Raw genomic sequence first — 22,141 nt, forward strand, 5'->3', positions numbered from 1 at the left:
TGGGCTTTGACCGACAGCAGGAGGCGATCGTGAAGCAGCGGTATGCCCGAGCGGGCCTCAGAGTGACGGCGGCCCGCGGCAACCAGGCCGTGCGCGGGACGGATGCGGTGGACGCCGTCGACCCCATAGCGGATGACGGCGATGTCGCCCTCGATTCAGGCGATTACCCGCTCGATGGCCCGCTCGTGCGCGGCCTCGATCGCCGGCCGCGTCTACTCATCCCCCGAGCGCCCACAGCAGGTTAAGGGTCGGCTTCGGGCGGAAGACGTCAAGAGGGTTCGGGCATTCCACGGGTGAGTTCGTCGCCTGGTTGAGGTGGTGGGTGTCGGCGACGTCTTTACCGCGGTAAAGACGTCGCCGACACCCACCACCCACCTTTCCTAACGCGTTGTGAGACGATTCGATCTTGAACGTTAGTAAGGTGACCCGCATGAGTTCTCCAGCCACTTCTGGCGACCGCGAGAAGGTCGTCTCCAAACTGCCGGGATGGCTCCGGCAGAACCTCAAGATCAGAGCGGCACAGCACGGGGTCGAGATCCAAACCGCTGTCGAACAGGGCGTCGGGGACTGGATCACCCTCGCCGCCACACCCAGCCCCGTGGACACCTCGGGTGCCGACTCGTTCTCCACGTTTCTCCCGCCTGGGCAATGGGACACGTTCCGGGCCTGTGCCGCGGACCGACGCCTCTCCCTCACGCAGGGACTTGCCCAGTCGGTACATCTTTGGCTGGAGAAGAACCCGGCACCCACCGCACAACGCGCCAAGCATCCGCGGCGCCGCATCACCTGCAACCAGAAGGGCGGCGTAGGGAAGACCGCCGTGGCAGCTGGCCTCGGAGAGGCGCTGGCCGAGGACCCTGATTCGCTCCATCCGGTACGGATCTCCAAGCACTTCGCCGCCCAGCTGAGCGAGACCTCGACTGAGGATCCCCTAGAGGTCGAAGACCTTCCCGGCCTCGGCCATCGCACGCTGTTGGTGGACTTCGACCCGCAGCGCCACCTCACCAAGCAGCTGGGCCAACAAGAAATCCCGATGTCCTCGGACATCGACAGTCTCAGCAAGCACATGTCAGGCGAGGCGAAGGGTGACATCCGCGACCTCATCGTGCCGATCGAAGACGACCGATACGGTGGCCGACTCGACTTGCTCCCAGGCTGCCAGGACGGCTTTCTGCTGGATGTTGCCCTCTCGAAAGTCCGCTTCCGGGAAGCCGCCCTCGAGCGCGCGTTGGCCCCGATCGAGCCCTTCTACGACGAGATCATCGTGGACTGCCCGCCCAGCCTTGGCCTCAGCATGGATGCGGCGATCTACTACGGACGCCGCCGCGAGGATGAGGATCCTGGCAGCTCCGGCGCTCTCATCGTGGTCCAGGCCGAGGACAGCAGCGCCGACGCCTACGACCTCCTCATCACCCAGATCGAAGATCTCCGCTCCGACATGGGCATCGAGATCGACTATCTCGGCATCGTCGTCAATCTCTACGACCCACGTCGGGGCTTCATCGCCACATCGTCGCTGGAGGCCTGGATCGGCATAAAGGATCCGAAGGTCGTCGCCGTCATCGGGGATCTGACCGACCAACGAAAGGCCGTCAGGTTGAAACAGCCATTGCTCTCGTTCGCTCCGCGTGGGGAGCAGTCCGTCACCATGCGCGCTCTCGCCAGGGCGGTGTCATGAGCAACCGTGTAGCCGATCAGTTGGGAACAGGCGCTTCCTTCAGCAGGGCCCGCGGTGGCGTCAGCGCGCGCCGTCAGGCCGTCGCCGCGACAACCGGTGCTCCCACCACAGGCGCCCCCGACAGCCGTCTGCGGACGCTGCCACTCGGCCAGTTGGTCCCGACTCGTTTCAACCCCCGTCGCAACTTCGGTACCGAAGAGGACCTGCGTGAGTTCGGGCTGAAGCTGAAGAAGAAGCAGCTGCAGCCAGCCGTGGCTGTCACCAGGCAGGCGTACCTTGCCCTGTGGCCGGGAGAGGCTGACAGCGTCGGCAGCGCCGTCTACGTCATCGCCAACGGCGAGCGGCGCTACCGCGCGTCCAAGGCAGCTGGTCTGCCGACGGTGGAGGTTGTCGTCGATGACGAGGTGGCCAAGTCACGGGCTGACTTCCTGGATGCCGTCCTCGCGGAGAACAACGACCGGGAGGATCTCGATCCGGTCGAGCGTGCCCTCGGTATCAGGACGATGGTCGAAGAGCTCGGCGGCAAAGCCAAGGTCGCAGAGCACTACGGCAAGTCAGGCGGGTGGGTGACGCAGCAGATGTATCTGCTCGACCTGGCGCCAACGCTGCAGGAACTCGTCAGTTCCGGAGAGCTGCCTGTACGTGAGACACGAACACTGGTGAAGCTGCCGACCGATCAGCAGGTGGCAGCGTGGCAAGCCCGGTCCGCTGAGCGAGAGGAGGACAAGGCCCAGCCGAAGGCGCCGCGGAAGAAGCGGCCTGCTGGGCTCGATGCCGCGCAGCCCCCCTCGGATGCGGAAAAAGGCTTTACCGCGGTAAAGCGCACCGTCTCAGCCAACAGCAGCTTCGCTACTCCTGCCGAGCGTGAGACTGACGAGTCGGTGCGTGAGGATGCGGCGGCTGGCGCCCAGGGCTTTACCGCGGTAAAGCCCTGGGAGACTTCGATCCCCGATCCACGGTGGACTCGCTCGGATAGCGACCAGCCTGAGGTAATCCTGCCGACGCTGGATCCGGCCGACCTCGCGGAGTTGGTCATCGCACAGATGACTCCGGACGCTCGGAAGAAGCTGACGACTCTATTGATCACGTACAACAGCTCGGAGGTCGACCAACGCGGCAAGGTCCGGGACGGCCCAGCGGCCTGATCTCCGCGCAACGAGAAACGGCCCTGCACCGGGGGGTGTCCTCGGGCAGGGCCGTTCCGTGCTCCGTAATCACATGGCGCCGCCCAGGCACGAAAACAAAAAAGCTCTGTCTCCGGCACGTGCCGGGGACAGAGCGGCGGTGGAGGTTATTGGGTCAGGGCGCCCAGGTTGCGGGCACCGTCCCGTGGTCGGGGCTGGGGATGGTGTCCGCCGCCGGGGCGGCCGGGTGACGCATGGCGGTGATCGGGACGGCACCAGGTTCGATGGCCGGTGCCCAGACCATGCGCCAGGTGCCGTCCCACTCGCAGCCGCAGCCGCAGCCGTGGTCGGGGTGGGGATGACGTAAGAACACGCCCCGGATCAGGACGGCGCGAGGAATGCGGGGGATGAGCACCGAGGGGTCGTCACCCGGGTAGAGGTGCAGGTTCCGCCAGCCGTGGACGCGGGCCATGTACGCCGCAGCAGCGTCGATGATGTCGGCCCACTTCTGGTGTCCGAGCGTGATGAACCCGACCGGGTAGAGATGGTCCTTGTCGACATCGTCGATGCCGGTGGCGTACAGGCCGCGGCGGCCGATGAACCCGTTGTCGAGCGCGTCCTCGCTGCTGGGGATCCAGAGGCATTCGACGGGGTGCCGGCTGCCGTCGTCGGCTTCGCTGGTCTCGATCTCGTACAGGGTCGTGGTCATGCGGCGGTCACCCCTTCAACTGCGGCGGCCAGGAGCGCGACGGCGTCGGCCTCGTACGGATCGGTGAACAGTTGGTGGTCGCTGACGTCGAACGGCGCCGGCCGCGCGGTGACCGTGAACCCGGGAACGACGGTGGTCGCCCGCCCCTCCAGCGCGGAGTCGAGCCGGTCGGCGTCCTGGGAGGCGTGCCGGGTCGGACTAGGGGCAGCCGGACCTGCGTTCGATGGGTAGTGGTGGGTGCAGCTTGGCGAGCTGGCCGCCGAGGAGCCGGAGCTGAGCGGCGTAGGCGGGGCAGTAGGGGCGGGGTTCAACGACGCTCGTTCGGGGTCGTAGTGGACGGGCTCGATGCGGCCGACGTATTGCGGGTACAGCCGACGTCGCCTCGTTCGGTATTACGCCGTAATAACCGGACCCCGCCAACACCCGACCCCAATCGCGCCCCTGGCCCGCCGTCGAGTATTACGCCGTAATACTGCGCCCCCGCAGCTTGGGGCCATCCCCGCGGGTGCGGGGAGCAGGTCAGCGGCAGCTTGCTCGCGCAGGATCTCCGCGAGCTCCTGGGCACCGATCTCGCCGGTGAGGTCGTCCTCGATCTGCTGGAGGGCGAGCTTGGCGATCCCGGCGGAGGCGCGGACGCGGTCCGGGCGGGTGCGGGCGCGGACGGTCACCGGGCGGTGACCTTGGTGGTGGCGATGAGCGCGGCGACCGTCTCCCAGCCGTGGTGCCAGGCGGAGTCGAGGTGGAAAGCGCCTTCTCTGAACTACAGAACAAGGCCGTTTCCAGCAGTCCGTTGACTGCCCCTCTAAACTTCTGCCACTCGGCAACGTGGAGGGCGGCTCATGTCCACTGGCACCATCGAGTTCTACTGCGAGCACCCGTGCGACAGTTGCAGTCGTGGCGGAGAGACCGTGTGGGATGACTTCTACGTCGATGTGCGAGAAGTCCAAGCCAACGCAGGTGGTAGCTGGACGGCCAGGGGCGAGGGCGTGAGCAGATGTCCCAGATGCGGGGCGATGGTTCGGATGATCACTCATCGGGTCCCTTTGGAACTTCGGGGGCTGCCTTGCTCGCAGAGCCACGAGGCCGTTGATTTCCGGGTTGCACTTTCGTGCATCACCACTGATGGCCAACGGTTCGACTTCACAGCATCTGTTACGTGCCCGGTGTGCACCCGAAAGTCCGTCTTTCGAAAGTTGATCGAAAGTCTGAGCCGAGTCAGACGGATTCAAGTAGGCCCAACCGGCGTAGAACTTGAACTTGAGAGTGGCGCCAGACCCGCTGCTGAGCAGTCGAGACCCTGAGGCTCCTTTGAGCTGCGAGTTGGGGCCGACGACCGCGGCGTGGTCGTCGGCCCCTTCGTTGATCAGACTGTCTTCACGTCGCCTGTGCGAGCGGCGATTTGGTCGAGCGTGGGGATTCCCAGAAAGACTGCGGAGTCTCTGCGTTCCTGCCTCGTATCGAGCTGGGCGATTTTCTCCTCAGCAGCAGCGAGGCTGATGGAGAGACCCTCAACTTCGCCGAGCCAGCCCTCGTCGGAGCACGCGCGGTAGACGTGGTCGGCGGCCGCGGTCTCCGCACCGTCGCGCTCCTCATCCTGGGAGATGCGGGCGGTGGTAGCGACGATGTCGAACAGGACGGCCAGCGGGGAGTCGGGCAGCAGTCCGGTGACGGGCGGGGTGAGGGTCTCGGTCACAGCGATCTCACCCGTCCCCTCGGATCCCGCTACGAAGAGGTCTCCGAGATCGCCCGTGGCCTCAAGCATCTGGCCAAGGAACTCGAGGTCCCCGTCGTCGCCGTCTCGACCCTCAACCGCGGCCCCGAACAGCGCGTCGACAAGCTGCCCCTGATCAGCGACCTGCGCGACTCCGGCGCCCTGGAGGACAACGCCGATCTCGTCATCCTCCTGCACCGCGAGGACGCCTACGAGAAAGGCTCGCCCCGTGCCGGCGAAGCCGACCTCATCGTCGCCAAACACCGCTACGGCCCAACCGCGACGCTCACCGTGGCCCATCAGGGGATGTACGGGCGCTTCGTCGACATGGCACGCGACTGACCCCACACCTTGTGGGATCTCAGATCGGCTGGCCGAATCTCACGGCCGGTGGCCATTGCGTGGCCAATCGGCCACGGAACTGAGACTGGCTGGGCAGCCTGTTCACTCGTTGGAGTGAGCCACACGTGGGACAGGTCCTCCATGGACAGTGTCTTGGTGGCGCAGCCTTTCTGCCACTGGCCCGTGCTGGGGGTACGCATGAACCTCTCGTGCTGTCACGGTCAGGGTTCGTCGTCGAGATGACGAAGCTGTTGAGGGCCTGGGGTGGTCAGCTGCTTCGCTTGACCTGTTGCGCTCAGCCGCTCTGTGGCGGACGCCCCGCCGGCTGCGAGCCGCTGTGTGATCCGGTCGAACAAGTCCGTCAGTGGCGCACCGACGTCCTGGCCGAACCCAGTCAGCCCGTAGGTGACTTGGGGTGGCGTCGTCGGCTCGACCTTCCGCCAGACCAGGTCGTCCTGGACCAGTGCGCGCAGTGTCTGAGCGAGCATCTTCTCGCTGATGCCCTGGATGCTGTCGCGCAGCTCGTAAAACCGAAGGTCGGTGCTCCGCAAGGAGATCAGCACCCAGATACCCCACCTGCTCGTCACGTGGTCGACCACGTCGCGCGCAGGGCAGTCAGTGTGAAACACCTCATACCGATTGCCCGCCTCGGCCTGCGTCAGCTGCGCACCTTCCCTCACATCCGGAGCTTACCTCTGGGTATGTTCTTACGAAAAGTAAGCCTGCCTCCTAGCGTCAATTGCCGCAGTGCACAACGGACCAGGAGCTGAACATGATCGTGGTGACCGGAGCTACCGGGAATGTGGGCCGGCCTTTGACGCAGGCCCTGGCCAACGCGGGCGAGCAGGTGACGGCGGTGTCACGGCACGCGGCGGCACTGCCGGACGGGGTCCGGCACGTGCCGGCTGACTTGGCCGAGCCGCAGGGCCTCACCCCCGCTTTGGACGGGGCGAAGGCGCTGTTCCTCCTGCTGTCCGGCGACCTGCACACCCCCGAAGCCAGGCCGACCGACATTATCGACCTGGCCGCTGCCAGCAGGGTCCGCCGAGTCGTCCTGCTGTCTTCGCAGGGCGTGGCGACCAGGCCGCTCGGCCCGTCGCGGATCGCGATGCGCGCGGTGGAGGAGGCGTTGAGAGAGTCCGGCCTGGACTGGGCCGTCCTACGACCGGGCGGCTTCGCCTCCAACGCCTTCGCGTGGGCGGAGTCCGTCCGCACGCAAGGGACGGTCGCCGCACCCTTCGGCGATGTCGGGGTTCCGATCGTCGACCCGGCGGACATCGCCGAGGTCGCGGCGGCCTGCCTGCTGGACGACCGGCACACCGGCGGAACCTTCGAGCTAACCGGGCCCGAGGTGATCACGCCCCGTCAGCAAGCAAAGGCCATCGCCGCCGCGCTCGGCTCGCCGGTGCGGTTCCACGAACTCACCCGTGAGGAGGCCAAGGCCGCGATGACCCGGTTCGTGCCGCCGGAGCTCGCCGACGACACCTTGGACATCATCTCCGCCCCGAACCCCGCCGAACTGCGGACCAGCTCGGACGTGGAACGAGTCCTCGGTCACGCTCCGCGCCGTTTCAACGACTGGGTCGCGCGTAACATCGCCGCTTTTCGCTGAGGCACAACTCAGCTGAAGCGCCCGGGCAGCCCCGTGCGACTACGGCCGCACGGGGCTGCCCCATAGCGTCACCGCCCACCACCATCCAAAACTCAAGAGCTGGAGCGACCTGACAGGGGCCTACTGGTCTCCTGCGCCGGAGATCCGTTGGCAGGAGCGAGCGAGGGAGTCGAGGATCTCTTCGGCTGTTTCGGTCCGGGTGAAAGGGGTCGAGTTCTCGTTCCACTGGCTTTGCCCAGGCGCGGACGCCAGATTCCAGGGAGAGGGGCGATGTCCTGTGGATGGCCTCCTGCGGGCCAGCCGCCTGCTACTCGTGGCCGGTCCGGGGATTCGGACGCAACGGTGAGACTGACCGGCTTGGACACGGCGTGAGACACCGGGGCCAGCCGCAGCTCACAGCCTCTGAACAGGACCCGAACCGCGAGAACCTACACACCTTGTAGGGTCTCAAATTTCGTGTCGGAATCTCACGGCTGGTGCCGGATGGAAGTCGGATCCGACGTGGCGCTGAGACATGCAGGTCGCGCCTGTACCTCGTTCGCGTTGAACGCCGACGCTTGGAAGGCCAACGGCCGCGCCGGGAACAGCCAGTCCGGCCGGCACGGTTGCATCGACCGAGGGACCGGCGCCGCACGGGCGGGGACCACGGAGACCACAAGGTCGTCCGCCCCACCAGGATCCGGGCCCCAAGATCGCGGTACGCCCGCCGCACACTCGGACCAAGACCTATTTCTGCAGGAGGACTGCTTCATGACTGACCGGCCCTTGACGCTCATGGCAGTACACGCCCACCCCGACGACGAGGCCACCGGAACCGGAGGGGTCCTCGCGCGGTACGCGGCGGAAGGTATCCGCACGGTTCTCGTGACGTGTACCGACGGCGGTTGCGGTGACGGACCGGGGGGTGTCAAGCCGGGCGATCCCGGGCACGATCCGGCGGCGGTCGCCTTGATGCGCCGTCAAGAACTTGAGGCGAGCTGTGACGTCCTGAAGGTCAGCGATCTGGAGATGCTGGACTATGCCGACTCCGGGATGACGGGCTGGCCGAGCAACGACGCCCCCGGATCCTTCTGGCAGACCCCCGTAGAGGAAGGCGCCGACCGACTTGCGGAACTCATGCGGCACTACCGGCCCGATGTCGTCGTCACCTACGACGAGAACGGCTTCTACGGCCACCCCGACCACATCCAGGCCCACCGCATCACGATGGCGGCGCTGGAGATGACCGCGCTGACACCGAAGGTGTACTGGACGACGATGCCCCGCTCGATGATGCAGCGGTTCGGGGAGACCGTGCGCGAGTTTCATGAGGACATGCCGGAGCCGGATCCTGCCGAGGCCGCCGCGATGGCCGAGATCGGCCTCCCCGACGATGAGATCACCACGTGGGTGGACACCATCGCATTCAGCGGTCAGAAGTTCGACGCGTTGGCCGCGCACGCCAGTCAGGGCGAGAACATCTTCTTCCTCAAGATGGGCAAGGAGAGGTTCGGCGAGTTGATGGGCATGGAGACCTTCGTACGTGTCAAGGACGCCACCGGCGCGGCCATACCCGAGAACGATCTCTTCGCCGGACTGCGCTGATCCGCCCGTCCGCCCGGGGCCCGTCCGCCCGGGCCCCGGGCCCCGGGCCCCGGGAAAAGCTCATAGGCCGCACGGCGCGATCGAGCGGGTCACACACCCGGAGGCTTGTCCACGCGAGTTCCGCTCCGGCAGCCCGCGTCCAGGCACTCGCCGACGGCGTCGACGCGTGCCCGCACTACTGACCCGACACCGCGCTCGTCTCCAAACCACCTAGCAACCGCACAGGTGGGAGACCTGCGGGCTGCTGACTCGGAAGGTGCGCGACAGCCCAGATCACAAGCCCGGCGGTCTGCTCCAATCAAGACAGACCGCCGAGGAAGCGACACGAAGCTGAGGCTCCGATGTCCGACACGCCGTGAGACAGCGGAAGAAGCAGCAGGTCACGAGGGCGGTCTCCGACACCAGCCGCGAGACCCTACACCGCTGTAGGGTCTCAGATTTCGCTGCACAGTCTCACGCTCCGCTTCATATCGGCTGCACTTATGAAGCGGCCGTGAGACAAGCAGGTCGCCACTGCTATTCGGGTTCTCCGGCTGGCATCGACAGGTCACCACCCCAAAATCGATTGACGGCGGTTGCAGAATCTCTGTCATGGGAACGGACATCAGCGGTTTTGTCGAGTGCTGAGCATGGCACCTCCACGAGGAGGACGAGGACTCGGTTTGGCGAGCCGCCATCGACCTCTTCTTCCTCAACATCACCCGGAACTACGACGCGTTTGGCTGCCTCTTCGGAGTCCGCAACTACGCGAACTTCCGACCGCTGGCCGCAGACCGAGGACTCCCAGTCGATGCGTCGGAGACTGTTCGTGCCGAACTCGATCAACTTGCCCAGTGGCCGGACCAGGCATACGGCACCACCTGGATCACCTGGGCCGAGATCAAGGAAGTCGATTGGGGCGAGCCAGCTGAGAAGGCCGACAGCCGACTCCACCAATACCGGCAGACTCCGGATGGGCTCAGGTTGACGGGGAAGTCCGCCTGGAGTTCTCGCTTCGCACAAGCCGTCGGCCTTCCTCCACAAGTGCCGGACGAGGCTCAAGAGTGGCCCGAGGGGAGCGAATGGCTCATCGGCGACACTCTCTGCAGGTCCGAGAAACTCCGCCGTCGAGATGCCGTCCCGGAGACCGGCGAGTGGAAACCGGTCTGGACGGTCATGGAGGCGCTCGCATCGCAGCACGGCGATGACAATGTGCGACTCGTTGTCTGGTTCGGCAACTGAGTGGGCCCAGGCACGAGCTCTACCCGCAGCTCTCGCTGAGGAAATGCCACCCGTCCTGAGACAAGAGTGGTCGGCCACGACGTGAGACAGCCGGAGAACTCACTGGTCAGCACGATGCCCTGGGACACGAGCCACAAGATCCTACATCCGCTGTAGGGTCTCAGATTTCGCGGCACAATCTCAGCTCCGATGGCACATCGGTGGCACTTATGCCGTCTTCGTGAGACTCGCCGGTCGAAGCGCTCACCCTTGGGGCTGACGAAGTGCCCAGTCGCGGTCGCTCGGCGTCGGCTCGGTTCGCCAACGAGCCCGTAGCACTCCGTCGTTGTCGGGCATGACAGCAGTGCACAGAGGCACAGATTCACCCGCATATACAGACAGGAGCGCGGCGGCATGGGCACGGGATATCCGGGCGGTCAGTTCGGGGAACTCGTCCTCGTCGGCGATGGCGCTGCGGATGTTGCCGTCGTCGTCCTGCCACACGCCTTCGACGAGGCCATCAGCGGGCAGGGCTCTCAGGACGGCGTCGATGTCGGTGGACAGGGACGGCCAGACGGCGAGACGGGCCCGGGGAGCCAGTCCAACGCGGACGGGGTCGATGGTGTCGCTGGTGAGGTGGTGCCATCGTGAGGCACCTTCGAGATATGTCTCTTCCAGGATTCCTGCACGGCCGGTGGCGACTGCCCTGTGCAGGTCGGCCCAGAAGTCGTCATCGCCGGGCCGCTGGATGACCTGCTCTTCCTCCTCGGCCTCGAAGGCGTACGGGGAGGCGTCCAGGCGTTCTGGGAACAGGCCGAGCTCCCGGGTGTGGGCCAACGCTTCCTCGCAAGGCCGGCTGCTGCTGATGTAGAGGTACTGGTCCCATCCCACATGGACCGCGAACGCGCCTTCCGCCTCCAGCCGGCACCAGGCGCCGTTGTCGCGCAACATGGCGCGCACCAGATGCAGCCCGATTTCGAGCGGTACTTCTGCCCCATCGTGAAAACCGGTAGGGCCGGCAGGGAAGAGCCCGTCCAACCCAAAGCCGTCCACCGGAGGCTCCACACCGAAGTGCGCGAAGGACGGAATCTGTGGTTCACGTACGGCCAGGTGATCGACGCCGGTGTCCCCGGCGAAGGCCGCGACCGCCTGAAGATAAGACGCCTCGACCTCGCCGTGATCGCTGACGGTGTCCTCACTGCCGGTGTAATACCCGTGTTCGTCACGGTCGGCGGGGTCGTACTTGGTGACGCGGTAGACGTAGGGGAGCTGCACCCCCCCATCATCCGGCACGCTCGTGTCGCCCCGCGAGGAAATGCCATGGGAGGGCAGACAGAGGCGTAGGGCAACGTCCTGAGACAGATCAGGAACCTGCTGGTCAGCGCAATGCTCTATGACACGAGCCGCGAGATCCTGCAGTCCTGGACGAGGACGTGGCCCGGGTCTCCCCGCTGAAGCACACCAACTGTAGGTTCCCAAATCGCGTGGCCAAATCTCACGAACCGTGGCCACTCGGCGGCCACCATCGAGACTGCGCAGGTCAGAGGCCTGCGCCCGGCGACCGATCCCGAGGATTTGGACACGGCGGTGAGACTGATCGACCGGACACGGCGTGAGGCACCGCGAGAAGTCGCAGGTCACGGCGTCTCCGTAGGACACGAGCAGCGGGAACCTACACCAACCTCAACTGCCTGGGCCGCTACAGCTTCGCCGCCCGCCCGCCACGCGAGGGCCTGCGCACACTGCGTGACCCGGCGACCGTCCACCTCGACAAGCTCGACAAGGACGACAAGGGCACCGGCGAATGACGCGGCGTTAGGGCGAGTGTCGGGTCGCGGTCAATGAGCGTCGCGGCTTCCGGAGCGGGTGCCCGCCTGGGATACAAGGCCCGGCGATCTGCGGCTGCGCCGTGTGGACGCGAGTGACGGGAAGCGTTGCCGCAGGCAGGCACAGCGGCGGGGTCCGAGGGCTCCGGCTGCGTGCCCGCCGGGACGGTGTGTCAGACCACGGCGAGCCGGTCCACCAGCAGCTTCACCCTCTGCGCGGCGTCCTCCGGCAGCAGCCGTCCCGCCCGGGTCAGGGTCGCAAGGCCGTGCAGGGACGCCCAGAACACCTCGGTGAACAGCCCCGGGTGGACGCCGTCCCCGGCGACCTCGCCCAGGCTCTCCAGCAGCGCGGCGAAGGCGTCCTTGAGAGGTTCCGGGGTGTCCTCCTGCGCGTACGCCAGGCCGCCGTCGAGCTGGAACAAGGCGTCGTAGACCGCCGGGTTGCGTGCGGCGAAGTCGAGGTAGGCGTGGGCCAGGGCGGCGACCCGCTCGCGCGGGCCGTCCGCGGCGGAGGTCGCGGCACGCACCGCCGCGGCCATCTCCGCGGCGCCTTCGAGGGCGACGGCGCCGATGATCTCGCGCTTGCCGCGGAAGTGGCTGTAGAGGACGGGCTGGCTGTATTCGATGCGCTCGGCGAGCCGGCGGGTGGTGACCGCGTCCCAGCCCTGCTGCTCGGCGAGTTCGCGGGCCGTTGCCACGATGAGGCGTTCGCGCTCTGCCCGTTCGCGCTGCTTGCGTTCCTGTACCGACATGATTCGATCCTAGCATCGCTAGACAATCAAGCGGGAGTAGCGCTAGCGTTGCCTCATCACCTAGCAACACTAGATGTCAGGGGGGCATCATGCTTAACGCACTCGAGGTCGTCACCACCGTGATCGTCGGCGTGATGGTGGGCGTGGAGTTCTCCGTCGCCTTCGTCATCAACCCGATCCTCAACGCACTCCCCGAGGACAGTGGCCAACTCGGCCACGCCCACGGGGGCCGGATGCTCGGCGCCGTGATGCCGGTCTGGTACATCGGCTCACTCGTCCTCGTCGCGGTCTGGGCCATCGCAGGATGGCACCACCACGGCACCGGCCTCGTCGTCACCGCCGGCGCGCTGCTGGCCCTCAGCGTGATCATGTCGCTCCTGCTGCTCGTCCCGATCAACAACCGGAACAAGACGTGGACCCCCGAGAACCGGCCCGCCGACTGGAAGGAGCAGATGAACCGCTGGGACCGCTACCACTACGTCCGTGTCGCCGTCATCATCGCCGCCTTCGCCCTGCTCGTCGCCGCCCTCACCTGAGCCCGCGGGCCGACACCGCGCCGGTGGCGCACAATCCCCACTCCCCGGGCGGCAGCTGGCCACCGAAATCCCGACATCCGGGAATGCAGCTGCCGCTCAGATCCCACAAGGCGATCCCGACAAACTACGCCCCTCGATCAGCCGCGTCCGCGCGGCCTGATCAGGCTTCACACGACTCGGCAAGCTCCACGAAGCTCACCAAGCTGACGAAGACTCGCAAGGAGAAGAGCAATGTCGCTGAAGAAGATCAACACCGTCCTGGCCGCCGCCTTCATCCTCTTCATCCTCTGGTTCGGGGCGGAGTTCATCCTGAGCCCGGGGACGACAGCGTCGGGCTTCGGCCTGCCGAGCTGGCCGTCCGGCGACGGCGACGGCTTCCTGATCATCAAGGGAATCCGCGACGTCGTCTTGGCCCTGGTCCTGGGCATCCTGCTGGTGACGGGCCACCGCCGGGCGCTGGGCTGGGCGCTGCTGGTGGAGGCCCTCGCCGCGTACGGCGACATGGCCACCGTGCTGGCCCACCACGGCTCCGTGGCCACCGCGCTCGGCGTCCACGGCCTGACCGCGACACTGATGGTGGTCAACGGCCTGCTGATAATGCGCGAGACCCGCAAGATCGCGGCCGCTCCGACGGCGCCCGTCCCGCAGCCCGTCTAACGCCACCTTGGCGCGTGTCGGTATTCGCCTGTCAGCGCCTGCCGGGAAAGGCGAGGCGCATGATTTTCTTCCAGTGGGCGGCATGCTGCCGGGGCGACGGAGGGTTCTTCTTGGTGATCGGCGGTGTGCCGGTCGAGCCTGGCCAGCAGATCGTCCAGGTCGGAGGTGGTGAATCCAGCCGTGACTCCCGCACGCTGTCCCGCCGCGCGTTCCCCGAACCCGACGTCGTCGCGGACGATGCGTCGGCCCCGATCGAGCAGCGCCGCAGGCAGGGCGTCTCGGCCCAACTCCACCCGTCTCCTCGGGTGAGGTGCTGCGGTGGGTGCCGGTTCAGTCCAGACGGTCGTAGGCGCCCGGCTCTCAGTCGGCGAACAGCGTCAGTGCGTCCGCTGTCTCGGTACGTTCAGGCGCTGTGGAGGTGGCCGGCCGCCAGTTCTCCACCTGATGCGCCTCCACGATGACGAAGTCTCGGTATCCGCCGAAGTCGCCGGGATCGCCTGCCACGCCGATGTGGATGGGCGCGTCATCGGGCAGGTTTTGTCCCTCACCGGCCGTGCGGATCGGCGGCGTTGAGCGCGGCAATGGTGTCGTCGTAGGCACCCCGCTGCCGGTGGCTGGGTTGATCCGTTCCAGCCCCACTGCAATAGGTCTCTGGGTAGCGTCCGGTTGCATGAGCGCACCCCGAGTGTCCCCCGCTGAGCCGTGGCCCGGCTGGACGACCAGCAGGGCGGCCCAGGCCGCGTACGGCAAGCACCTGGCCCGTATCGGCCAGCTCATCCCGGCCCTGCTGTACACGCAGGTCATGGACCGCCAGGGCATCACAGCCGCGCATACCGCCGGCCGCCCGGATCTCGTCGACTCCCAGGTGCGCAGCCTGGTACTGGAGTGCCGGGATGACCTGCTGGAGGCGGCGGCCGTCCTGGACGCGCTCGCCCTGTGCCACGGGCACGGCAGCTACCTGCCCCGCCCGTACCAGGAGACCGGCCATCCGGTGCCATCTGGCGTGGAGTTGCGTACGGACGCCTCGGATGTGGCTGACCGGCTCGTACGCCACGACCAGCAGCACAGGACCAGCACCAGCGATGCCATCCCGGCGCCGCTGGAGGACGGTTGCACCGACAGCGAACGGGACGCGGTCCGCGCCTACGCCCGCAGGGAGTGGATCACTGCCCGGGAACGCTGGGACGTCAGATGAGGGAAGGCCGCTACCTGACCAGATCAGCGGGGACGGCATAAGCCGGACTAGGTCGTGTTCCGCCGAATGCCGCCGCATTTGTCAGTGCCGGGCTGCACAATGCTGCGAAGTCATCCTTCTGGAGCAAGGGACCGGCGCGCTGCCTTCGCCGACCTCGACGATGTCCGCCGCACCCTGGAGACCAACCTCTTCGGCGCCTGGCGGACCGCGCAGGCGTTCTTGCCGCTACTGCGCCGCTCAGCACACCCGCGCCTGGTGAACGTCTCCAGCGAGTCCGGTTCGCTGGAACGCATGTCCGGCGGAACCCCCGCCTACGGGGTCTCAGAGGCGGCCCTCAACGTCCTCACCCGAGAGGGCGCGACACTGACGATCGAGCGCCCCTCGGACTCACTGTGCCGCAGCCCCGTGGCCATGGGCGCGTGGACGGCGTCGGGCCTGGTCGACGTGTTCAGGCCCCGTGACGTCAGCTCTGGCCCGCCTTCCGAGAGATCGACTTTCTGCGCGCTCTGCGCAGTTACTCGGCCCGGCAACGTCGCGCGGTCGAAGGAGATCCTCGGCGTCAACATCGAGGGTGCTGCTCGGGTTCAGATCGTCCGCACCGAGGAGAGACCATGAACACCGCCGCGCCGGTATCGCTGGTCACGGGTGCTAACCGGGGAATCGGCTGGGAGACCGCGCGTCAGCTCGCCGCGCTCGGCCACACTGTCCTGCTGTGTGCCCGCCGTCCGGAAGCCCTGGGCAAGTCCGAAGATCCGGCAACCGTCGTCGAACGCGACATCCGCAAGGCGGCCGCGCTCGCGCGATGGGCGGCCGAACCGTCCGCCACCGAGAAAGTCAAGTCCGTCGCCCGCACTGCGGAAACGCTCGCCGAAGCGGGCCGCCGACGGCTTCGCAAGATCCACTCCACGCCGGACGGCGATTCTCATAAGTTTTCAATTGCGGTACGTGGAACAGGGCAAGCATGGAGGAGGTATCAGCCATTCCTCCTCGCGGAGTCTTATCGAAGTGGCCTTTCTCCTCAATCATGGCCGTGTCCATGCCAGATTCTCGCGAGGGGAAAGCCATGGGATTCCGCGTAAAGATCACTGCAGGTGCTATAGGCGCGGCCACACTGGCCATGATGTTCACCGCCACGACTCCTGTCGCGTCCGCAGCAGCCGACAAGAGCAACCTTGGCCCCGAAATCCGCGAGGTCTCTGCTGCCGCGTGGACCCCAACCACCACATTGAACAATGGCCCGATCAGGGAGTGCTACGCGGCCGGATGTGCCGAGGTGTGGCGGCCGGGCCCCGGCGAAACGGTGCGCTGGAGCCACTACGCCTACAACAGTTCCGGCAACCGCTGGTATTACGTCCAGTACGTCGTCGGCAACGGCACGCCCCACACTTTCTACGGCTGGATCTACTGCGGCAACGTCACCGCTTCCTGCTGAGTGAACTCTTCCGATCTTGCCCGTTGCGTCAGTGCCAACATCCGCTACGGAGCCAGGCGAGGGCAAGGCCCCACTGAGCAGAAGGAATTCTGTCCCCACCACTATGGCCCCGCACGTCGCGCCGGGCCAGTTACTCCATCTACGAAGAGGGAGAGAGATGACGGAAACGGTTTGTCGCTGGGTCCTTGCGTTCGATGCCTCCTGCGCCCTGTGCAAGGAGGTGTCGCGGCGAGTCGAGCGGGCATCGGCGGGGCGTCTGGAAGTCTTGCCACTTGGGCATCGTGACGTGCAGCAGTGGCGTGATCAAGCCTTGGACCGAGGCACTCCGTGGGCGCCTACCCTGCTCAGGGTTGAGGGGACGCGAGTCCGGGCTTGGACTGGTGTCCGTATGGGTTCTCGGCTGGCAATGCGACTGGGGCCTCGTCGGACTGTGTTGGTGCTGCGTGCTCTTGGTGATCCGGAGCGCGAAGGGCAAGCGGACGGCAATCAGGCCGAGGGCCCCCGCATCGGGCGGCGGGGGATGTTCCGGCTGAGCGCAGGAGCGGGGATCGCAGTTGCGCTGTTGTTGAACGGCAGGGTGCCGGCGTTCGCGGCTGAGTCCAGGACGCTGGCCGCCGGACGGAGCTGGGCTCAGGCAAATCAGTCGCCGCGTGTCGGCCAGTACATCGAGCTGGCCAGGTTTCCTGTCGCCTATAGGCCGGCCATTTTCGCTGGCCTGGCACCGAGCGTCCGGAGCAGCCTGTGGGTCGAGCAGGTGGAACGCTACCGGCGCGTGCACTCGAAGATGACGGCCGAGCAGACCCGTGTGCTGGACGAGTTCGAAGCGATCATCGCCGATGAGGCGACCTACGCCTACGAGGACTCGGCAATCCAGGCTCGGATGAAGGCGGTCGAGACGGGGGCTATTGCCGCGTTCGGGCGCAGCGAGGCATGCAGCCTCATGTCGACGCTCGGCCCTCTCGATACTGCTGAAACTCGCGCCATCTCCGGCAATAGCGCTGCGCCAGCCGCGACGTGCAACTGCAACCGCGGAAGCGCCTGCCAGCCTGATTGCAGCTGCGTGGGCTGCAGTTCGACTTGGCCCGGGTGCGGCTGTGGCTATCTCTGGACCTGTAACGGCATGATATGCGCCTGACAGATGCATAGGGGCCTGACGTGCACGGTGTTCACCCCGTACCGCTGCGGGTGAACACCGTGCACGCAGCGAGGCGGTCGCCATCCACCGCGTGCGCGAACACTTCACCTCGCGGGCGGCAATCTCCACTGTTACCGGCTGCTGGAAGACCGCGCCGGTCAATATCACCACCTCATTGCACACCAGCGGCCCCAACTGTGACGCCTTCTCGAACTGCGTCTCGACCTGGACGGCGGGGTGAAGCCGCGCACGACGGATCAAGCCCCTGCCGATCAGCCACCAGGTGGGCAAGCTCCGGCCCGGTTTCCCGCCGCATGAACTCCACCCTGCTCAGCAACTCCACCACAGCAGCCTCGTCGGCCGCCTGCGGCTGACGGATCAACAGTCCGCCGTTTGTGGAGCGCTGCGCTCGAACCGCGGCTCGCGCTCGCGATGCTCGTCCCATACCTCTTCAACGAACCGGACGTTCTTTCGGCACGCCACCGCCCTCATCCGACCAAGATCAAACGCTTAGCGTTAACCGCTGTACCGATGTGCCCCAAGGCCGAAGGGCGACCGCGACACGTTCGTGTCGCACTGTTGGAAGTGATCATTTGGGGGGGTAAGGAGGTCGGGGCAGTTGGTCCAAACTCTGAGAGAGGCAGCCTGTGATGGCCGATGAGGTTCTCCCGCAGTTCAGTTCCTGGCTTGGTGACGGCCCGAACGAGCCGGTCACTCCTGGCCAGGTCACCGCGGCGCTTGGCCATGAGCGCCTGGCCGGGCTTGCCCAGGCGAGTGGGCTCGACCAGAGCGCGGTCGCTGAGACGCTGACGAAAAAGCTTCCGACGTTCGTTGACTCCGTCTCGCCCGACGGACGGATCGATCAGGGCCTCATCCAGTCCCGCTCAGCGTCCCTCGATCTGGGCGAGCTCGACCTTCTCAGCCAGACTCTGGACGGCTTCAACGACTGGCTGCTCCAGCAGGATGGCTCGGCCCGGTAGCCAGCCGCGGAAATCATGTCAGCTGACCCCGTCCGGGCAATTGCCCGGACGGCACTTTCTGCTGCGGAGCCCATAATCCGTTTCGTGACGGACGCCCGCCTCTCCGGACCGACTCAATAACTGAACGCCCTTGCTGGACAGCACTGGGGTACGACGCACTACCTCCACCCTGGCCTGTCCAAGAACCGATCGGTTCCTGAACAACAGGGCAGCCGGCGAAGGCGATCTCGTCACCGATTCCGGCGGCGCGGTAGCGGTCCCGGTCCTCGGTCCAGGAGGCCGGGATGTAGAGCTCACGGTCGGTCAAGGCCCGGCCCTTGGGGGAGGCATAGGCCAGGAAGGTGCCGATCTTGAAGGTGTGGCACTGCCTGGCGCGTTTCGGGGCGCCCGGGAAGGCCGACAGGGCCATCAGGGTCGCGGCAGCGGAGGTGAAGTGCCCCTTGTCCTTGCCGCCGTCGTAGCCGCTGAACCCGATCCGGCGCCTGACATCGGGAGGCCCGTGGGAATCCCGGGCAGCGGCCGGCCGTACGGGGCGGCGTGCGTGCGTCAGACGAAGCACTCCAGGATCAGCGGCAGATCCTTCAGCCACTCCTTGAGGCGGGCCCGCCTGCGAGCGGCGAGCAGGGACTGGTGGGTGCTGCCGTTGTGGAGGCGGACGGTGACCTTGAGGTGTTTGGGGCCCTCGACCGCGTACTCGACGGTGCTGATCTCCGCCCAGGTGAACGCCTGGTCCCCGGCCTTCGAGCCGAGCACGACACCCTCGGCGTCGACCAGGAGGGAACTCTCCGGGGCAAGCGCCACGAAGGCGAGGTCGCTGTCGTCCGGTGCGTCGCCCACGGGGGCGGCCTCGGTGGGCGCCTGGTGCAGGGGGACGGCGTTGGACGGTGCGTAGGCGGGCAGCGGGGGAATCGCCACGGTGGGGGAGTACGTCGTACCGTCCGGCACCAGCAGGTTCAACACGCCGTCCGGTGTGGGCCGTTGGTCCGGTTCCTTGGCGAGGCACGCCGCCAGGACCGGCCGCAGGCCGTCCGGCACCGCGGACAGGTCCGGTGCCTCGTGCACCGACCGGTACATCAGGCCCATCGGCGTACCCGCACCGAACGCGCTGCCGCCCGCCGCCGCGACGAGCACCGCCCCCAGCGCGAATACATCCGCGGCGCCGCCGACCTCAAGCCCCTGCGCCTGCTCGGGCGCCAGGAACCCCGGCGTCCCGAACGCCACACCGGTGGCCGTCAGACGGGTCGACTCCAGCGCCCGCGCGATGCCGAAGTCCAGGACCCGCGGGCCGTCCGCGGCCATGATGATGTTGCTGGGCTTCAGATCACGGTGCACCAGGCCGCAGCCGTGGATCGCCACCAGCGCCTCGGCGAGCGCCGCGCCCAGCTGCCGCAGCCGCGCCTCGTCCATCGGCCCCTCGGCTTCGAGCAGCGCGGCGAGCGTGGGCCCGGGAACGTACGCCGTGGCCAGCCAGGGCGCCACCGCCCCCGGGTCCGCGTCCACCACCGGGGCGGTGTGGAAGCCGCCCACGCTGCGCGCGGCCGCGACCTCGGCCCGGAACCGCTCCCGGAAGTGCGGGTCGGCCGCGAGCTCCGGGCGCGCCACCTTCACGGCCACCGCACGCCCGCCGCGCGAACGCGCGAGATACACGGTGCCCATCCCGCCGGCCCCCAGCTCCCGTTCCACGGCATACCCGCCGATACGATCCGGCAGGCCCGCACCGTTCACCCCGTGCCCCATGCGCTGTAAGCCTTTCCCTGTGCTCGGCGCATCAGTATGACTCAGCGCCCGGGGCCCCGGCGCCGGTGGTGCGGGCGGTACGACAGCTACCAAGTCCCGTCACGCCAGATGCGGTTGCAGTAGGCGTGACGGGTCTTGGTTGCTCTCGTTGATGTGACTGTGTGCTGATGCGTTGACGATGGAGCAGGTCGAGTCGTGGTCCGAGGGGATAGCCGGGTTCCATGCCCGCTTCGCCCGTCATTTCGGCAGGTCGGAGCCCCGGGATCGCGCTCTGGACTATCTGACCGGCCTGCTCGTCCCGTTGGAGAAGAAGAATGCCTGGACCATGGCCGAGCAGGTCGGTCAGCTCCGGCCGGACGGCGTTCAGCGCCTGCTGAACCACTCCGAATGGGACGAGAACACCGTCCGTGACGATCTGCGCGAGTACGTCGTGGAGACCATCGGTGACAAGAACGCCGTCCTGATCGGGGATGACACCGGCTTCCTGAAGAAGGGCACCAAGTCCGCCGGCGTCCAGCGGCAGTACAGCGGAACCGCCGGACGCACGGAGAACTGCCAGATCGGCACCTTCCTGGCCTATGCCTCCCCCAAGGGCCGGGCCTTGATCGACCGTGAGCTCTACATCCCGGCCTCCTGGACCGAGGACCGGGACCGCTGCCGCGCCGCCGGGATCGGTGACGAGATCGCCTTCGCGACCAAGAACGAACACTTCCGCTGGATGCTGCAGCGCGCCATCGATGCCGGCATCCCGTTCGCGTGGGTCACCGCGGACGAGGCGTACGGGCAGGTCAAGCACACACGGTTCTGGCTGGAGGAACGCGGCGTCGCCTACGTCCTGGCCACCAAGGTCAACGACACCGTGATCACCACCCAGGGCGGGGAGTCCCGTATCGACGCCCTCGTCGCGGTGCAGCCCCACCAGCGGTGGAAGCGACTGTCGGGCGGCGCCGGCGCCCACGGCGAGCGGATCTACGACTGGGCCCGCGTCCCGATCCGGTACGCCTGGGAGAACGGCTTCGGGCACTGGGTCCTGGCCCGACGCTCCGTCGATAACCCGAGCGAGATCGCCTACTACGTCTGCTTCGGGCCGGTCACCTCGCGCCAGAAAGACCTGGTCAGGGTGGCTGCCGCACGGTGGGCGGTCGAGGAGTGCTTCCAGAGCGCGAAGGGCGAGTGCGGCCTGGACCACTACCAGGTCCGCCTCTATCGGGCCTGGTATCGCCACATCACCCTGGCCATGGCCGCGCACGCCTACCTGACCGCCGCCCGCGCCGCAGAAGCCATAAAAGGGGCACCGAAGGCGACGAGCAAGACCTCATACCCCTCAGCGTCCCGGAGATCCGCCGGCTGATGGGCCACGCCCTCGTCACGCGCCACTGCCACAGCAACGACCACCGCCTGCACTGGTCACACTACCGACGACGAAGCCAAGCCCGAGCCCGCAGATCCCACTACAAACGCCGAGGCCACAACCTCCAGATGCGGCTGCAGTACTAACTACCCGGCTTTGGGGTAACGCCCCACAGGCTCACGTGCTGGGGGCTGTTATCGCTGCGGCGGGGCCGCGTTGAGAGCGGGGGGTTTTGTCGCCCACGCGCTTGGGTTCGATGGTGCGGGGGTCGACGGCTTCGCCCGGGGCGCCTTCGTGGTAGGGCCCGTCGGGGTTGGCGTCGCGGTCGTGCGGGAGAAGGAAGAAGACGCGGCGGAGTTGGAGGCCGCTGTCGGGGTCGGCTTCGGCGTGGGCGTCGAGTTCGGTGTAGCCGACCATGCGGCCGTCGCGTTCGTAGCGGGGCTTGCCGCGGCGGCGGGCGGTCTTGTCGAGGGCCTGGCGTACGTAGTCGAGGTCGTCGGGGTTCTCCAGCCACACCACGGCACTCTCGTGGCGGAGGTCGCTCTCGTTCAGCAGCGAGCTCATGGCTGCAGCCCCTTTT

Annotated in this window: 21 protein-coding genes and 3 pseudogenes; 15 read left to right on the top strand and 9 right to left on the bottom strand. The window is 67.0% G+C overall.

Going from position 1 to position 22,141, the window contains the following annotated elements; translation table 11 throughout:
• Window positions 1–430: 430 nt before the first annotated feature.
• Together OG609_RS45560 and OG609_RS45565 are read left to right on the top strand one after the other, a co-directional pair.
• Window positions 431–1,678: a ParA family protein gene (locus tag OG609_RS45560; protein ID WP_327278616.1), complete on the top strand. Its 1,248-nt coding sequence runs from the start codon at window positions 431–433 to the stop codon at window positions 1,676–1,678.
• On the top strand, window positions 1,675–2,823 hold the full coding sequence (locus OG609_RS45565) for a ParB/RepB/Spo0J family partition protein (protein ID WP_327278617.1): 1,149 nt from the start codon (window positions 1,675–1,677) through the stop codon (window positions 2,821–2,823). Before OG609_RS45560 ends, OG609_RS45565 begins: the two co-directional genes overlap by 4 nt.
• 154 nt (window positions 2,824–2,977) lie before the next feature.
• Here OG609_RS45565 and OG609_RS45570 read toward each other — a convergent pair whose 3' ends face one another.
• Both OG609_RS45570 and OG609_RS45575 read right to left on the bottom strand, forming a co-directional pair.
• Window positions 2,978–3,511, bottom strand: a complete 534-nt coding sequence (locus tag OG609_RS45570) for a hypothetical protein (protein ID WP_327278618.1) — start codon at window positions 3,509–3,511, stop codon at window positions 2,978–2,980.
• Window positions 3,508–3,822, bottom strand: a complete 315-nt coding sequence (locus tag OG609_RS45575; RefSeq protein WP_327278619.1) for a hypothetical protein — start codon at window positions 3,820–3,822, stop codon at window positions 3,508–3,510. Before OG609_RS45575 ends, OG609_RS45570 begins: the two co-directional genes overlap by 4 nt.
• Before the next feature lie 219 nt (window positions 3,823–4,041).
• Between OG609_RS45575 and OG609_RS45580 the strand changes: the two genes are divergently transcribed.
• A complete protein-coding gene (locus OG609_RS45580) occupies window positions 4,042–4,305 on the top strand; it encodes a hypothetical protein (protein ID WP_327278620.1) in 264 nt (87 codons plus the stop codon).
• A 923-nt stretch (window positions 4,306–5,228) separates the two neighbouring features.
• A pseudogene (locus OG609_RS45585) lies at window positions 5,229–5,564 on the top strand (DnaB-like helicase C-terminal domain-containing protein); the annotation flags it as partial.
• A 221-nt stretch (window positions 5,565–5,785) separates the two neighbouring features.
• On the opposite strand, the gene OG609_RS45590 reads toward OG609_RS45585, so the two are convergent.
• Window positions 5,786–6,244 carry a winged helix-turn-helix transcriptional regulator gene (locus OG609_RS45590; protein ID WP_327278621.1) on the bottom strand — a complete coding sequence of 153 codons (459 nt, stop codon included), beginning with the start codon at window positions 6,242–6,244 and terminating at the stop codon, window positions 5,786–5,788.
• A 92-nt stretch (window positions 6,245–6,336) separates the two neighbouring features.
• Between OG609_RS45590 and OG609_RS45595 the strand changes: the two genes are divergently transcribed.
• Entirely contained in the window at window positions 6,337–7,176 is an 840-nt protein-coding gene (locus OG609_RS45595) for an SDR family oxidoreductase (protein ID WP_327278622.1), read from the top strand.
• Between the two features lie 750 nt (window positions 7,177–7,926).
• Window positions 7,927–8,760 (top strand): PIG-L family deacetylase, encoded by an 834-nt coding sequence (locus OG609_RS45600; RefSeq protein ID WP_327278623.1) that lies wholly within the window; start codon window positions 7,927–7,929, stop codon window positions 8,758–8,760.
• Between the two features lie 1,485 nt (window positions 8,761–10,245).
• On the opposite strand, the pseudogene OG609_RS45605 reads toward OG609_RS45600, so the two are convergent.
• Window positions 10,246–11,253, bottom strand: a pseudogene (locus OG609_RS45605) (RNA-binding protein); the annotation flags it as partial.
• Window positions 11,254–11,959: 706 nt separating this feature from the next.
• The gene (locus tag OG609_RS45610) at window positions 11,960–12,538 is read right to left on the bottom strand and encodes a TetR/AcrR family transcriptional regulator (RefSeq protein ID WP_327278624.1); all 579 of its coding nucleotides are present in this window, start codon (window positions 12,536–12,538) and stop codon (window positions 11,960–11,962) included.
• 89 nt (window positions 12,539–12,627) lie between these two features.
• Between OG609_RS45610 and OG609_RS45615 the strand changes: the two genes are divergently transcribed.
• Complete coding sequence (locus OG609_RS45615) at window positions 12,628–13,074, top strand: DUF1772 domain-containing protein (RefSeq protein WP_327278625.1); 447 nt, start codon at window positions 12,628–12,630, stop codon at window positions 13,072–13,074.
• Window positions 13,075–13,305: 231 nt separating this feature from the next.
• Complete coding sequence (locus OG609_RS45620; protein WP_327278626.1) at window positions 13,306–13,731, top strand: DUF4267 domain-containing protein; 426 nt, start codon at window positions 13,306–13,308, stop codon at window positions 13,729–13,731.
• Window positions 13,732–14,091: 360 nt separating this feature from the next.
• Here the strand turns inward: OG609_RS45620 and OG609_RS45625 are convergent, their stop codons facing one another.
• Window positions 14,092–14,403, bottom strand: coding sequence for a DUF6225 family protein (locus tag OG609_RS45625; RefSeq protein WP_327278627.1), 312 nt, complete (start codon window positions 14,401–14,403; stop codon window positions 14,092–14,094).
• Here OG609_RS45625 and OG609_RS45630 point away from each other — a divergent pair.
• From OG609_RS45630 to OG609_RS45655, 6 genes are all read left to right on the top strand, one after another.
• Complete coding sequence (locus tag OG609_RS45630; RefSeq protein ID WP_327278628.1) at window positions 14,402–14,926, top strand: hypothetical protein; 525 nt, start codon at window positions 14,402–14,404, stop codon at window positions 14,924–14,926. The two genes, OG609_RS45625 and OG609_RS45630, sit on opposite strands and share 2 nt — an antisense overlap.
• 99 nt (window positions 14,927–15,025) lie before the next feature.
• Window positions 15,026–15,541, top strand: coding sequence for an SDR family NAD(P)-dependent oxidoreductase (locus OG609_RS46665; RefSeq protein WP_442818108.1), 516 nt, complete (start codon window positions 15,026–15,028; stop codon window positions 15,539–15,541).
• Window positions 15,538–16,005, top strand: a complete 468-nt coding sequence (locus OG609_RS45640; RefSeq protein ID WP_327278629.1) for an SDR family NAD(P)-dependent oxidoreductase — start codon at window positions 15,538–15,540, stop codon at window positions 16,003–16,005. The genes OG609_RS46665 and OG609_RS45640 overlap by 4 nt, the downstream gene beginning before the upstream one ends.
• Complete coding sequence (locus tag OG609_RS45645; RefSeq protein ID WP_327278630.1) at window positions 15,990–16,358, top strand: hypothetical protein; 369 nt, start codon at window positions 15,990–15,992, stop codon at window positions 16,356–16,358. The genes OG609_RS45640 and OG609_RS45645 overlap by 16 nt, the downstream gene beginning before the upstream one ends.
• Window positions 16,359–16,788: 430 nt before the next feature.
• The gene (locus tag OG609_RS45650; RefSeq protein ID WP_327278631.1) at window positions 16,789–17,493 is read left to right on the top strand and encodes a bacteriocin fulvocin C-related protein; all 705 of its coding nucleotides are present in this window, start codon (window positions 16,789–16,791) and stop codon (window positions 17,491–17,493) included.
• A gap of 650 nt (window positions 17,494–18,143) precedes the next feature.
• Window positions 18,144–18,473, top strand: coding sequence for a YidB family protein (locus OG609_RS45655; protein ID WP_327278632.1), 330 nt, complete (start codon window positions 18,144–18,146; stop codon window positions 18,471–18,473).
• Between the two features lie 205 nt (window positions 18,474–18,678).
• Here OG609_RS45655 and OG609_RS45660 read toward each other — a convergent pair.
• Both OG609_RS45660 and OG609_RS45665 read right to left on the bottom strand, forming a co-directional pair.
• A pseudogene (locus OG609_RS45660) lies at window positions 18,679–18,822 on the bottom strand (IS701 family transposase); the annotation flags it as partial.
• Between the two features lie 197 nt (window positions 18,823–19,019).
• Window positions 19,020–20,210, bottom strand: coding sequence for a serine/threonine-protein kinase (locus OG609_RS45665; protein ID WP_327278633.1), 1,191 nt, complete (start codon window positions 20,208–20,210; stop codon window positions 19,020–19,022).
• Between the two features lie 178 nt (window positions 20,211–20,388).
• Here OG609_RS45665 and OG609_RS45670 point away from each other — a divergent pair, with 178 nt between their 5' ends.
• Window positions 20,389–21,561 (top strand): IS701 family transposase, encoded by a 1,173-nt coding sequence (locus OG609_RS45670; protein ID WP_327278663.1) that lies wholly within the window; start codon window positions 20,389–20,391, stop codon window positions 21,559–21,561.
• Window positions 21,562–21,738: 177 nt separating this feature from the next.
• Here OG609_RS45670 and OG609_RS45675 read toward each other — a convergent pair whose 3' ends face one another.
• Entirely contained in the window at window positions 21,739–22,125 is a 387-nt protein-coding gene (locus OG609_RS45675; protein ID WP_327278634.1) for a DUF6009 family protein, read from the bottom strand.
• Window positions 22,126–22,141 lie beyond the last annotated feature (16 nt).

Source organism: Streptomyces sp. NBC_01224, from assembly GCF_036002945.1.
In the GTDB taxonomy this organism is placed as follows: domain Bacteria; phylum Actinomycetota; class Actinomycetes; order Streptomycetales; family Streptomycetaceae; genus Streptomyces.

Coding starts and splice junctions, on each gene's coding strand:
- OG609_RS45560 (WP_327278616.1), top strand. CDS start 431: ATGAGTTCTCCAGCCACTTCTGGCGACCGCGAGAAGGTCGTCTCCAAA.
- OG609_RS45565 (WP_327278617.1), top strand. CDS start 1,675: ATGAGCAACCGTGTAGCCGATCAGTTGGGAACAGGCGCTTCCTTCAGC.
- OG609_RS45570 (WP_327278618.1), bottom strand. CDS start 3,511: ATGACCACGACCCTGTACGAGATCGAGACCAGCGAAGCCGACGACGGC.
- OG609_RS45595 (WP_327278622.1), top strand. CDS start 6,337: ATGATCGTGGTGACCGGAGCTACCGGGAATGTGGGCCGGCCTTTGACG.
- OG609_RS45600 (WP_327278623.1), top strand. CDS start 7,927: ATGACTGACCGGCCCTTGACGCTCATGGCAGTACACGCCCACCCCGAC.
- OG609_RS45610 (WP_327278624.1), bottom strand. CDS start 12,538: ATGTCGGTACAGGAACGCAAGCAGCGCGAACGGGCAGAGCGCGAACGC.
- OG609_RS45615 (WP_327278625.1), top strand. CDS start 12,628: ATGCTTAACGCACTCGAGGTCGTCACCACCGTGATCGTCGGCGTGATG.
- OG609_RS45620 (WP_327278626.1), top strand. CDS start 13,306: ATGTCGCTGAAGAAGATCAACACCGTCCTGGCCGCCGCCTTCATCCTC.
- OG609_RS45630 (WP_327278628.1), top strand. CDS start 14,402: ATGAGCGCACCCCGAGTGTCCCCCGCTGAGCCGTGGCCCGGCTGGACG.
- OG609_RS45625 (WP_327278627.1), bottom strand. CDS start 14,403: ATGCAACCGGACGCTACCCAGAGACCTATTGCAGTGGGGCTGGAACGG.
- OG609_RS46665 (WP_442818108.1), top strand. CDS start 15,026: ATGCTGCGAAGTCATCCTTCTGGAGCAAGGGACCGGCGCGCTGCCTTC.
- OG609_RS45640 (WP_327278629.1), top strand. CDS start 15,538: ATGAACACCGCCGCGCCGGTATCGCTGGTCACGGGTGCTAACCGGGGA.
- OG609_RS45645 (WP_327278630.1), top strand. CDS start 15,990: ATGGGATTCCGCGTAAAGATCACTGCAGGTGCTATAGGCGCGGCCACA.
- OG609_RS45655 (WP_327278632.1), top strand. CDS start 18,144: ATGGCCGATGAGGTTCTCCCGCAGTTCAGTTCCTGGCTTGGTGACGGC.
- OG609_RS45665 (WP_327278633.1), bottom strand. CDS start 20,210: ATGGGGCACGGGGTGAACGGTGCGGGCCTGCCGGATCGTATCGGCGGG.
- OG609_RS45670 (WP_327278663.1), top strand. CDS start 20,389: ATGGAGCAGGTCGAGTCGTGGTCCGAGGGGATAGCCGGGTTCCATGCC.
- OG609_RS45675 (WP_327278634.1), bottom strand. CDS start 22,125: ATGAGCTCGCTGCTGAACGAGAGCGACCTCCGCCACGAGAGTGCCGTG.